The organism is Natrinema caseinilyticum (genome assembly GCF_024227435.1).
In the GTDB taxonomy this organism is placed as follows: domain Archaea; phylum Halobacteriota; class Halobacteria; order Halobacteriales; family Natrialbaceae; genus Natrinema; species Natrinema caseinilyticum.
In genome coordinates this window covers 624369-635952 of the sequence record NZ_CP100446.1, presented here as the reverse complement: position 1 = coordinate 635952, position 11584 = coordinate 624369, and the positions used below count along the sequence as shown (strand labels likewise).

The window sequence follows — 11584 nt, the reverse complement described above, 5'->3', positions numbered from 1 at the left end:
AGTGTCGGTAGTGGTTAACGGCACTGACGGCGATCCGTTCGCACCACTCGACGCCGATGATCGTTGAGGGCGTGTGCGAGCCGGCTGATCCGAGCTGCAGCATCCGCGTACGTGTACCGGTGGACGCTACCGTTGGGCATTTTGCTGACAATATTTCGATCCGGGAAGAGGTCAATCGCCCGACCGAGTAGCCGATCGAAGGTGAACTGAACGCCCATCATAGTCCTACCTAACGGCGATTGCTATCTTATCCTTTGGCAAAACTACCACTATGCGGAAGGAGTACCACAACTATCCCGTCGACCACGACCGGCGGCGGAAACAAGAACGATTCCGCCATTGATCTCCGGTCGCGGCGGTCGCAACCCCGCGCTCAAGACGGTCGGCTAAACCTCATGGGTCTCTTCGATCCTCGGGACGCCCTTCGCCGTGACGGTTTCCCCGACGAGGTACGAGGAGGCCGGACTCGCGAGGAACTGTGCGAGGTCCGCTATCTCTTCGGGTGTCCCCATTCGCCTGCTGACCGAGTCCCGATCGACGTCGTCGACGTCCACGCCCATCTGGGACGCGACACCGGGCGTGGCTACGAACCCGGGGGCGATGCAGTTGACGCGTATATCATCCTCCGCCCACTCGTACGCTAGAGTTGACGTTAACGTTATCACGCCCGCTTTCGCGGCGCTGTAGTGGGTCATTCGGGGCGATCCCTTCTGGCCGGCGGTGCTCGAAACGTTGATCACGACGCCGCCACCGTTCTCCCGCATCACCGGTCCGACCGCCTGGGTGCAATGAAACGTTCCGTGGAGGTTGATGTCGACGATTGTCCTCCACCCGTTTTCGGATATTTCGTCGAAGTCCGCCATGAAACTCGCGCCCGCGTTGTTGATCAGGACGTCGACGGTTCCGAACGCCTCGACAGTCGCCTCGACTAGCGCGTCCACTTCATCACGGTTGGTCACATCGCACTCGACGGCGATCGCCTCCCCGTCGGTCGTCTCGTCGGCGATCTCGGCGGCGATCGTTTCGACTTTCGATTCATCCCGCGACGTCACGACGACGTTCGCACCGTCGGCCGCGAACTGGCGTGCGATCGTCCGGCCAATACCCTGGGATGATCCCGTTACGATCACAGTCTTCCGAGCGACGCTGAACTGTTCGGTCGTCATAGATCACGTATCCCCGGTCGTACTGTTGGTCCTAATACGCTCATCCACTCCATAGAACTGGAAAATAATATTTAAATTTTCAGGTGAACGCCGCTCGGATCAGGCGACACCACGGGACGGTCGCCGTCCGCCGCTACGCTCGTCACCCCTCTGCGACTCGCTTTCACTCGTCCGGTTTCTTGAACACCAGTAGATCGAGGTCGCCGATACCGACCGTCTCGTCGTCCGTATTCCGGATGTCGTAGGTCATCGTGATTCGCCCCGCGTTGTCCGCGAACTGCGATCCCGATTCTGCCTTCTCTGCGACGGTCGCGACGACGTGAATGGTGTCGCCCGGATGGACGGGTACGTGAAAGGTAAAGCCGTCAAACCCGAGGATTGCCTTGACCGTCCCTTCGAAGATATTCGTCCGGCCGACGAGACCGATCGCGTAGGAGAAAACCTGCGGCGCAGCGAAGACGCGCCGTTCCATGTGGGACTCGCGGGCGAATGGTTCGCTCGAGTGGAGCTGGTTCCAGTCTCCGGTGAGCGAACAAAAGTTGACGAGATCCGCTTCCGTCATCGTCCGCGTCGCCGTCGTCACTGATTCGCCTTCCTCGAAATCGCCGAAGAATTTCGCTCCATCGACAGCCATGCCGAAGCGGTCGGCGAGGGAACGTATATGTGTTTTGGCCGCCCAGCGTACGTTAATCGACCAGGGACTAGCTCAATGGTCTCGAACCTATCGATTTAATGTAAAGTATGTTGTGGTCATGGACGGAATCCACTGTCGAATCGGCCCCAATCGCCTTCTGACCGCCTTTTTCGCCTGCTTCTGCATTACAAATCAGATCATTTCGCCGTATTCAGGCCGTTGATTTGGTAACATATAACACTATCTGGGTAGCAGAATATAATAACGAACGAAGGGTGTTATAGAAATTTTCCGTATGGTGGTATTCACCGATCATCGTGTTGCGAAGTATGCACGTACGATAGAGGGTCCATAGTCGCCGGAAGCACGCCGTAGAAGATAACAGAAACACGTCGGTGGCGACCGGCTAGCACGTAATCCACGGATAGACCTCGCTATCACGGCTCGCTCCGTTGATGAACCGGCTAGACATGTTTTCGCCTCTTTCCTATCAATTCTCACTGTCCAACCCACGTGTCTGAAACTACAGCGGTGAGGACGGACTTCCGATTTTCCGGCGCCGTTATCACTTCAACATATCGTCGTGATCGCTCTCTCTCTCGTCGAGTCTGCGTCCGTCCCTCAATCTAATACTAGTGACCCGAAGCTATTTCACTTCTACAGTACGCTCGTTACATACCACAATGTGTGCATCTCACACCGAGAGCAGCGTCTCTTTCGAAATGGACGACGAAACCGAACTGATCCTCGAGAGCCTCGATCAGTTCACCGAACAGGAGATCGAACCGCTCGAGGACGAACACGAAGCCCTCCTCACGAATCCCAGGCTCGGTCACGAAAACGACGGACGGCTCACGGACGAGTACCTCAATCTCATCGAGACGGTTCGGAAGAAGTCGGCCGACGCGGGCTTCTACGCGATGAACATGCCCGAAGACGTCGGCGGATCCGACGTGTCGATGGTGACGTGGTACCGCGCGATCACGCACGTCTTCTCCAGGGGTCGCGGACTGAACGAGCACGTGCTGGCGGGTCCGGAAGGGCCGAAGCCGCTGTTGCTGCTCGCGGACGAGGACCAGCGCGACGAGTACGTCGAACCCGTCGTCCGCGGCGAGCAGTCGACGGCGTTCGCACAGACGGAGCCGACGGCGGGCTCGGATTCGCCCGCGATGCAGACGTCGGCCGAGCGGGACGGCGACGAGTGGATACTCAACGGACAGAAGCAGTGGATCACGAACGCGCCGTACGCCGACTTCGCACAGGTCTTCGCACGGACGTCGCCGCCGGACGAAGCCGGGCGCTACGGCGGGATCACCTGCTTCATCGTCGAGGAAGACGAGTGGGAACTCGGCTCGATCAACAACACGCCGGCACAGCTCGGTCAGCAGGCGGAACTCCGCTTCGACGACGTCCGTCTCCCGAACGATCGCGTTCTGGGCGAGGTCGGCGACGCCTTCTACGCTGCGATGGACTTCCTCTCGCTCGGCCGGCTAGAACTCGGCGCACAGGCCGTCGGGCTCGCGGGCTACGTGTTGGATCGAGCGGCCGAGTACGCGCAGGAGCGCGATGCCTTCGGCCAGCCCATCGGGAACTTCCAGCAGATCTCCTCGAAAGTCGCTCGCGGTCAGGCGAACCACTACGCGGCCGATTCAGCCGGACTCCGCTGTGCATGGGCGATGGATCGGGACCGCTCGGTCGTCGAAGACACGTCGATCTTCAAGTGGCTCGCGACGCAGACGTACTGGAACGCCGCGGACGCTGCCGTTCAGATCCACGGTGGAAACGGACTCAGCGAAGAGTACGGCTTCATGGACCACCTCAACTACGCGCGGCTCCTCCGCATCGTCGAAGGGACCGACGAACTCCAACTCAATACGATCGCCAAGCAGAACGGTCTCCTCAAGTGAGGTCGACTATCACGGGATTCAGTGAGTACCTGTCGTAATCGAGAACGATATCCGGGGCGCAATCGTCGTTTCGCTCTCGCGCAGGGCCGAGTCGACGGTGTTACCGAAACGATGAAACTGCTTCGGCCGTATTCGAACGGCTTTCCCGACGAGGGAACCGCTGTCCGCCGACCCCGGTCCACCGCGAGAGTTTAAGAGGTTGTAGTCGAATCACTCGGGCATGTCAGACGGCTCCTGCGACGACCTTCTCGAACTGGACGAAATCGATCGACGTATCCTCGAGATACTGGCGAACGACCCGCGGAGCCCGTACGCGGATATCGCGGACGAACTCGCCGAACACGACATCGACATGAGCAGCGAGGGCGTTCGCCGACGGGTGACGTCGCTGCTCGAAAACATGACGAGCTTCTTCCTGCCTCGTCCGGAGCGAAACAGCTGGGAGATCATCCTCGTGACGGTTCGAACTGCCGACGAACCCGGGGCGAAACAGGACGTCTTCGACGCGATGTCGGACATGGACTTCTGGTTCGTCGCGGAGGGCTTCGGTACCGTCGATCTGTACGCGATCGCCACCGCGAAATCGAACGTCGAAATAGACGACTTACTCGTTCAGGTCAGGGGGATCGATCCGGTGGCAGAGATGGATCACTTCATCGAAACCGACCGCGCCGTAAACATAAGAAATTACCTCCCTGTTTATTGAGTAGTTCTATGAACGCGGCTTTCAGCGGTTTCAGTGAGGAAAACGCTAGCTATGTTCTGGTCAGTTAAACTTAAAATAGTTGTGGTGTCTGACTATCCCTGAACGGGCGGTTCGAACGTGATCGTGTCGAACGTCGCGTCGACGGCGGATTCCGGATGAGCCGTCGCAACCAGATAGTCGGTTTCGTCGGCGAAGTGGTCGACCAACCTCCGCGTCCGTTCCGCGTCGAACGCGCCCAGCGAGTCCAGGACCAGCACCGGCGTGATGTCAGCGACGTCGTACGTGACGAAACCGGCCAGCGCGAGCACGAGCCCGACCATCTCCCGCTCGCTCTCGGCGAGGTGGTCGAGGGAGTCCTGCTGGGTCCGTCCGTCGACTTCCCGGGCGATCACGAGCTCAAACTCGCCGTCGAGCCACACGCGCTCGATCCGCTCGAACTCGAGCGCGTCCAATAGTTCGTCCATCGTCCCGTTGAACACCTCTCGGAGTTCGCTCTCGAGGTTTTCGATCCGATCGGTCAGCGCCGTGATCTCGTCCGTCAACTCCTCGATCTCGTCGCGTTTTCGTTCGATTTCCCCCTGCGTCTCTCGAAGCGATTCACACGTGCCTTCGAGCCGCTCGATCTCCCGCCGGAGCGTCTGGATTTCGACGCGCGTCTCCTCGATCTCCTCGGTGAGCGCCGACTGCTCGGAGCGCTGATCGGCCGCCCGCTGGGCGATCCCGTCGTCGAGTTCGTCGAGTCGGTCGCGAACGGTCCGGAGCTGGCTCTGCCGGTCGTCGAGCGAGTCACGCCGACTCGCCAGCTTCTGCTCGACGTCTCGCATCTCCGATTCGAGTTCCTGTAGTTCCGTTTCCGACCGCCTGACCTCCTCGATTTGCTCGGTGAGTTCCTCGATCTCCGGTTCGCGCTCCCGCTTTCGTCGTTTGTCATCTTTGACGAGCTCCGTCAGTTCGTCGACCGTCTCGTCGAACTCCTCGAGGGGGGCGGAGCGACCGCAGGCCCAGCAGGTCACCTCGTCGCCCATCAGCCCGGTGTCGTGGCCGAGCGCGCCGGTGAACTCGGAATCGAGCATCTCCCGGTTCGCGGTCAGGACCGACTGCAAGACGTCGAGCCGTCGCGTTACGTCGTCGAGTTCGGACCGGACGCTCTCGCGTTCGCGCTCAAGGCGCTCGAGGTCGTTCGATTCGACGGTCTCCCGCGTCGATTCGATGTCGGATTCGATCTCGGTTTTCCGCTCCTCGAGCCGGTCGATAGCGCTTTCCAACTGCTCGATCTGTGCCTCGTGATCGGTTTCGTCCGAACGGAGGTCGGCTCGCTCGTCGCGGAGTTCCTGAAGGCCATCGTCATCATCGGTGCTACTCGCGTCCTGCTCGTCGTAGAGTTCCTCGAGGGTCGTCTCGAGTTCGTCGAGTCGGTCGCGCTTTTCCGCGAGTTCGCGTTCGCGGTCTCCGAGGCGCTCGTCGACGTCGCCGGCCGATTCCACGTCGGCGGTGAACTCTCGTTTTCGGCGCATCTTCGCCGAGCGTTTCTCCTCAAGCGCTTCGATGTCCATCGGTTCTTTCAGTAACGTCTCGACGTCTTCGTTGCGTGCGACGGCGCTTCTGAGGGAGTTCGTCTCCAGTAACGCCGCGAACCGCTCGAGGAGGGTGACGTCGTCGGAATCGCTGATCCAGGCCTCGCCGCTCGTCTCGACGCCGGCGTCGGTCCGGCGGGCGACGCGTTCGACGCGCCGGTCGCCGACTGAGAGCGTTGCACGCGCCTCGTCGGCTCCGCTTCGGATCGGAACCGTCCTGGCGCCGAGGGCGAAGAGGAGGCCCTTGAGCAGCGAACTCTTGTTCGCCGCGTTGGGCCCCTGGATGAAGGTAGCCCCCTCGGTAATCGAGATCTCTTCCCGTTCGATGCCACCGATGTTTTCGAGTTCGAGGTGAAGCGTTCGATCAGACATTGTTATTCCTCACAACGACAAACGTAGCCGCGACGGATCGCTCGGTCTGCGGGGACGCGGGCGTGACAGTTTTCGCATTCGAGTTCCGCGGTGACGGACACGGCGATATCACCGCTGGCGGTCAATTGACCTTTATTCGTGAGCGATCGGACGGCCTCCGAAATCTTCGAACCGGCGTGATCCCGGGCGATTTCGATCGCGTCCTGTTCCCACTCGCCGCTCGAGAGTTCGACGTCGGAGTCCAGACACTCTTTCAGGTGGGTCCGGATCACGCCATAGGACACGAAGTCGTTCCGTAGTCGATCGATCGGGACTCCGGCGTTGGCCAGTTCCGTCGCAACTTCCTCTGCGATCGTCTCGTCCGCACGGAGCCGTTCGTACTTCGATTCGGCCTCGTCTCCCAGCGTCGAGAGGCCCGCGCGGTCCATTTCGCGGCGCAGCATAAGCGTGTTGAACCACTCGGCGAGTTGTCGATACCCCTTCCGTTGGGGCGGGTCCGCCTGCCACTGTTCGAGCAATTGCTCCTCATATCTCTTCATACCATATTCGTCTAATATTCGGCATACTTTACACCCGTATTCGCTCATTAGTCGTAGCTACGCCCGGGTACAAATAAAAATCTCGATTCGAGCAAGACGTAGAAACGCGACTGATCGCGGTTGGCGTCTTCAGTCTCTCGAGTCGGGACTCTGGACTCGTTCTCGGAGATCCGTCTTGACGACTTTGCCGACCGGATTCCGGGGGATCTCCTCGACGATCTCCAGTCGCTCGGGACGCTTGTAGACGGCGACGTCGTCGCCCATATACTCCGTGATGTCCTGGAGTCGGAGGTCCTCGCCCGGCTTCGGCGCTGCGAAGACCGCTACCCGCTCGCCCAGGTCTTCGTGTGGTTCGCCGACGACGGCGGCGTCGGCGACCTTCGGATGCTCGATGACGATGTTCTCGACTTCCTTCGCACTGATGGTGAACCCACCTCGGATGATCACGTCTTTCTTGCGATCGAAGAAGCTCATGTAACCGTCCTCCTCGACTTGGAACAGATCACCGGTGTAGAAGTAGCCGTCGTCGTCGAACGCGTCCGCCGTGAGCTCGGGCTGGTTGTAATAGCCGGCCATGAGCCCTGGGCCCTTGAACGCGACTTCACCGACCTCGCCCGGCACGGTCACTTCCTCGCCGTTCTCGGGGTTGACGATACGGATGTCGACGGTATCGATTCGCGGGTCGTCGATGCCCCAGTCGACGTCTTCGGCGAACCGGGGAAAGTCCGTCGCGCGCCGCTCCAGGGGCGTCGTCTTCGGGCCGCTGATGGCGGACGTTCCCTCGTTCTGGCCCCAGATGTTGATGATCTCGATTCCCCACTGCTCGTTGAACTCTTGCATCGCCCACTCGGACGGGGCGGCCGAACCGGTCGTGATCGTCTCGACGTCGCTCAGGTCGAACTCGTCCACGTCGGGGTGCTTGAGCAACTGGTTCAGCATCGTCGGCACCAGAATAGTGAACGTGACGCCCTCGTCCTGCATCTGTTCGACCATTAGCCCGAGGTCGATGGGGTGATGGAGCACGAGCGTGCCGCGAGTCAGCAGCCACGGCACGTAATTGACGCCGAGCGCGGTCATGTTGACCAACGGCGCCGCACAGAGGACCACGTCGCCCTCGTTCATATCGCACAGTAGCGGCGTCGGGTTCGACTGCCAGTTGTTGTGTGTCATCGGGCACGCCTTGGGATCGGCGGTCGTCCCCGACGTCCATTGGAGATTAAACACCTCGTTGGCACCGACTTCGACGTCGACGAGCGCCGCGGTATCCGCGTCGGCGGTCGTGAATTCGCGAACGTCCGCGAACGAGATGACGTCGTCGAGAATCGCCGACTCGTCGGCGAACGCCGTTGCCATCTCGACGTGGTCGAATCCGTTGAATTCCCGGGGTCCGACGTACGCGATGGCCTCCGTCACGTCTACCACGTGTTCGAGTTCGTGTCGTCGCCACTGGATCGGCATGGGCGACAGGACGGCGCCCGCTCGAGCGACCGCCAGATACAACATGGCCAACTCCCACGTGTTCGGCAACTGCGCCACGACGAAGTCGTCCTTCCCGATGCCGCGCTCGCGAAGCGACGTCGCGACGGCCTCGACGGCCTCGACGAACTCTGCGTACGTCAATCGCTCGGGTTCCCGGTCGACCAACTCCGGCGTGTTCGGCGGGTCGACGACGGCCGTTCGGTCGGGATACCGATCGACGGTGTCCGCGAACCGCTCGAGTAGCGTCTCGTCGCTCCAGACGCCTGCTTCCTCGTACCGTGCTGTCTGCTCCAGACCGTATAGTTTCATGGACATTGGGTGTGACCAACACATACCGTGATAGAAGTTTCGCCCGCTGATAGCACGCTGCCGAGGAGGCAGGCCGTCGCGTGCAATCCGTCTTGGATCGCGACTGCCGTCTCCGACCTGACCAAGGGTTTTCGAACGGCGGCTTCGAGGTGGCCGTCGGCAGCGAATTTTCGCTCGAGGACGCTGCGGCAGCCCACTGATTCATCAAGCACCGGAAAAGTTGTCTCCACGCCGTGACGATCGATTTCCGGTCGGGCATCCGTCCGAACTCTTCTATTCGAATGATCACGGTCTGACAGATACGGACTGTTCGTACTGCTTGTGCAGGATTAGATCGCGGACCGCCACGTCGGAGACTGCTACTGCATTAGTATAAGCGGTCGACGCAGACGGACGACAGAACGGCCTTTAATCTCGCCGCACGTCTCAGACGGTTTCGTGGACGTCGTTAGACATAAAACTCACAATGAACGGTGCATGTATTTATATTTGAGTTACAATCCTGACATGTTCTTCATGCCTGAGACGCTGTTCTGCACTTATTGGATGAAATACCGCGAGTCTGACCGTGAGTAGTTGTCTGATTCTATCGTCGATTTCATGATAATATAATAGTTTAAATTCTAATTTGGTTCCATATGTCTCGAGATTGCATGCGGTCGTGGAAGGAGAACGGTGATGGCCGCGATCGGTGCCTATGAGGGCCTCGAAATGCCTCAGTTGCTGTCATTTCCGCGGCCGCTCAGCCAGGGGTTGTCGTCGGGTTCGCTCTCTCCCCCGGATGACGGGCGGCCGACTTATAGACACCGCGGGCGGTCGCGACGTGAGTACTGTCCGCATCGCGGACCTCGATATCGACCGGCGCGACCTGCCCGCCGCGTCGGACGACGGTCGCAGTCGCCTGGAGATCACTCTGGGCGGGTGCGAGGTAATCGATGCGCATGTCGACCGTCGGACAGACCTTTTCGACGGCAGAGATGATTGCCATGCCGCCTGTATGATCCGCTAGCGCGTAGGTGGCGTCGCCATGTACGATCTCAGTGTGCGCGCTCGAGGAGAGCGCATCGCGAAACGGTAGCTGCGCTTCGGCGCGACCGTCCTCCGCCTCAACCAGTTCGATGCCGAGGTATTGGGCGAACGGATTCGAGTCTGTGAGCGTAGATGGATCCATCGGACGCGTCCTCCACGTCGAAGGAAAAAATGTTCGGTTCGCGAGCACCGACTCTGACCCGAAATACGAGCGAACGAGACCGCTCTTCGCTATCAGTGAGTACGGCGCCATGTACCGTTACTGAACCGTTCGTTAGACCGACTGATTTTTCACGTTCGACGGTGTGCTACGCGCTATGCAAACAGATCTACTGCTACCGCAGTCGAGGGAATCGAACACCGACCTCGCAGTTCGTGCCGAGAAACTCGGATACGACGGGCTCTGGCTCGGGGAACTCTGGGGGTCGAGTTCCGTCGTCGAACTGACCGACATCGCGAACCACACCGACACCGTCGACATCGGCACGGCGATCGTCAACGTCTTCTCGCGGACGCCCGCCGTCTTGGCGATGACCGCCGCGTCCTTGGCCCGCGTCTCCGACGGCCGCTTCCGGCTCGGCGTCGGCACGTCGACGCGAAAAGCCGTCGAGGATCTGCACGGAATGGAGTGGAACGATCCGAACCCGGTCCGGCGAGCCCACGAGACCATTGAACTCACCAAGGCGTTCCTCGAGGGCGATGGACGCGTCGAATACGAGGGCGAAATCTTCGACGTCCGGGACTTCCAGTCGCTGAACGTCGACGTTCCGATCTACCACGCGGCGCTCGGGAAGGCAAACCGGCGCGTCGTCGCCCGACTGTGCGACGGCTGGATACCCCACAACATTCCGTTCCCCGATCTCGACGACGAGTTCGAGTATATCGTTGAGCAGATGGACGAAGCGGGACGCGACGTGACGATCGACGTCGCACCATATGTTCCCGCAGCCGTCAGCGACGACCCTGACGAAGCTAGGGACACCGTCCGGGGCCACGTCGCGTATTACGTTGGCAACGGACGGGGGTACGAACAGGCGGTCGCACAGCGGTTCCCCGAAGGCGCTACGGCCGTCGCCGAAGCCTGGCGTGACGGCGACCGTGCGGCTGCCGCCGGAAACGTTACCCACGAGATGGTTGACGCACTGGGTGTCGCGGGAACACCCGAGCAAGCACGCGAACAGTTTCAGGACATCGCTCAGATCGACTGCATCAGCCGTCCTATGGTGACCATCCCGAGCAACGCGGACGATAGGATCGTCGAACGGACCATCGGGGAGTTGGCACCGTCGCGGTACTGAGACCGGGAGCGACGCGACAACGAGCGTCTCGCGCTCCGGCCGATCCTCGGCTGTGGTCCGCCCTTCGAGTATATGACGATGGCTCCCGATCCTTCGACCGTGAACATAGTCACGATCACCGACATCGACCGGCGAATCGACTCGGCGACCGTCTGCCGACCACTCACCGGCGCACTGAACGCGTCGAACGTCGCGATCAACTACTACGAACTCGTGCCCGGCGATAGCTTCGCATACGGATACCACGCCCACGACGCACAGGAGGAGGTGTTCATCGTCACTTCGGGGACGGTGACTTTCGAAACGGAGGAGGGGGAGACCGTTGTCGAATCGGGAGAGGCGATCCGGTTCGCACCGGGAGAGTACCAACAGGGAACGAACACTGGGGACAATCGAGTCGAAGCGCTCGCCCTCGGTGCTCCACAGGACGGGGGCGGACTCGACCTGTTGCGCGACTGCGAAACCTGCGGTGAGCGAACGCCTCACACGATCGAGTGGGCGGACGACCGCGAGGCGAAACTGACGGTGTGTCTGAACTGCGGAGACCGGACCGGACGGTACGACTGATCCG

The 11584-nt window shown here is 60.5% G+C and carries 10 protein-coding genes; 4 read left to right on the top strand and 6 right to left on the bottom strand.

Annotated features, from left to right (window positions below; all coding sequences use genetic code 11):
• Positions 1 to 386: 386 nt before the first annotated feature.
• On the bottom strand, positions 387 to 1166 hold the full coding sequence (locus NJT13_RS22345; protein WP_254525732.1) for an SDR family NAD(P)-dependent oxidoreductase: 780 nt from the start codon (positions 1164 to 1166) through the stop codon (positions 387 to 389).
• A gap of 163 nt (positions 1167 to 1329) precedes the next feature.
• Positions 1330 to 1800 carry a MaoC/PaaZ C-terminal domain-containing protein gene (locus tag NJT13_RS22340; RefSeq protein WP_254525731.1) on the bottom strand — a complete coding sequence of 157 codons (471 nt, stop codon included), beginning with the start codon at positions 1798 to 1800 and terminating at the stop codon, positions 1330 to 1332.
• Positions 1801 to 2483: 683 nt separating this feature from the next.
• Here NJT13_RS22340 and NJT13_RS22335 point away from each other — a divergent pair.
• Positions 2484 to 3707: an acyl-CoA dehydrogenase family protein gene (locus tag NJT13_RS22335; protein WP_254525730.1), complete on the top strand. Its 1224-nt coding sequence runs from the start codon at positions 2484 to 2486 to the stop codon at positions 3705 to 3707.
• Positions 3708 to 3927: 220 nt separating this feature from the next.
• Positions 3928 to 4413, top strand: a complete 486-nt coding sequence (locus NJT13_RS22330) for an Lrp/AsnC family transcriptional regulator (protein ID WP_254525729.1) — start codon at positions 3928 to 3930, stop codon at positions 4411 to 4413.
• Between the two features lie 92 nt (positions 4414 to 4505).
• Here the strand turns inward: NJT13_RS22330 and NJT13_RS22325 are convergent, their stop codons facing one another.
• The 4 genes from NJT13_RS22325 to NJT13_RS22310 all read right to left on the bottom strand — a co-directional run bounded on the left by NJT13_RS22325 (position 4506) and on the right by NJT13_RS22310 (position 9857).
• Complete coding sequence (locus NJT13_RS22325) at positions 4506 to 6359, bottom strand: archaea-specific SMC-related protein (protein WP_254525728.1); 1854 nt, start codon at positions 6357 to 6359, stop codon at positions 4506 to 4508.
• A 2-nt stretch (positions 6360 to 6361) separates the two neighbouring features.
• Complete coding sequence (gene rdfA / locus NJT13_RS22320; RefSeq protein ID WP_340681204.1) at positions 6362 to 6946, bottom strand: rod-determining factor RdfA; 585 nt, start codon at positions 6944 to 6946, stop codon at positions 6362 to 6364.
• Positions 6947 to 7027: 81 nt separating this feature from the next.
• Positions 7028 to 8692, bottom strand: coding sequence for a class I adenylate-forming enzyme family protein (locus NJT13_RS22315; RefSeq protein ID WP_254525726.1), 1665 nt, complete (start codon positions 8690 to 8692; stop codon positions 7028 to 7030).
• A 736-nt stretch (positions 8693 to 9428) separates the two neighbouring features.
• A complete protein-coding gene (locus NJT13_RS22310; RefSeq protein WP_254525725.1) occupies positions 9429 to 9857 on the bottom strand; it encodes a PaaI family thioesterase in 429 nt (142 codons plus the stop codon).
• Positions 9858 to 10032: 175 nt separating this feature from the next.
• Between NJT13_RS22310 and NJT13_RS22305 the strand changes: the two genes are divergently transcribed.
• Positions 10033 to 11013: an LLM class flavin-dependent oxidoreductase gene (locus NJT13_RS22305; protein WP_254525724.1), complete on the top strand. Its 981-nt coding sequence runs from the start codon at positions 10033 to 10035 to the stop codon at positions 11011 to 11013.
• Between the two features lie 72 nt (positions 11014 to 11085).
• Complete coding sequence (locus NJT13_RS22300) at positions 11086 to 11580, top strand: cupin domain-containing protein (RefSeq protein WP_425499824.1); 495 nt, start codon at positions 11086 to 11088, stop codon at positions 11578 to 11580.
• Positions 11581 to 11584 lie beyond the last annotated feature (4 nt).

What these genes read in the sequence shown, in the direction of transcription:
- NJT13_RS22345 (WP_254525732.1), bottom strand. Translation starts at nt 1,166, where the DNA reads ATGACGACCGAACAGTTCAGCGTCGCTCGGAAGACTGTGATCGTAACG.
- NJT13_RS22340 (WP_254525731.1), bottom strand. Translation starts at nt 1,800, where the DNA reads ATGGCTGTCGATGGAGCGAAATTCTTCGGCGATTTCGAGGAAGGCGAA.
- NJT13_RS22335 (WP_254525730.1), top strand. Translation starts at nt 2,484, where the DNA reads ATGTGTGCATCTCACACCGAGAGCAGCGTCTCTTTCGAAATGGACGAC.
- NJT13_RS22330 (WP_254525729.1), top strand. Translation starts at nt 3,928, where the DNA reads ATGTCAGACGGCTCCTGCGACGACCTTCTCGAACTGGACGAAATCGAT.
- NJT13_RS22325 (WP_254525728.1), bottom strand. Translation starts at nt 6,359, where the DNA reads ATGTCTGATCGAACGCTTCACCTCGAACTCGAAAACATCGGTGGCATC.
- rdfA (WP_340681204.1), bottom strand. Translation starts at nt 6,946, where the DNA reads ATGAGCGAATACGGGTGTAAAGTATGCCGAATATTAGACGAATATGGT.
- NJT13_RS22315 (WP_254525726.1), bottom strand. Translation starts at nt 8,692, where the DNA reads ATGTCCATGAAACTATACGGTCTGGAGCAGACAGCACGGTACGAGGAA.
- NJT13_RS22310 (WP_254525725.1), bottom strand. Translation starts at nt 9,857, where the DNA reads ATGGATCCATCTACGCTCACAGACTCGAATCCGTTCGCCCAATACCTC.
- NJT13_RS22305 (WP_254525724.1), top strand. Translation starts at nt 10,033, where the DNA reads ATGCAAACAGATCTACTGCTACCGCAGTCGAGGGAATCGAACACCGAC.
- NJT13_RS22300 (WP_425499824.1), top strand. Translation starts at nt 11,086, where the DNA reads ATGACGATGGCTCCCGATCCTTCGACCGTGAACATAGTCACGATCACC.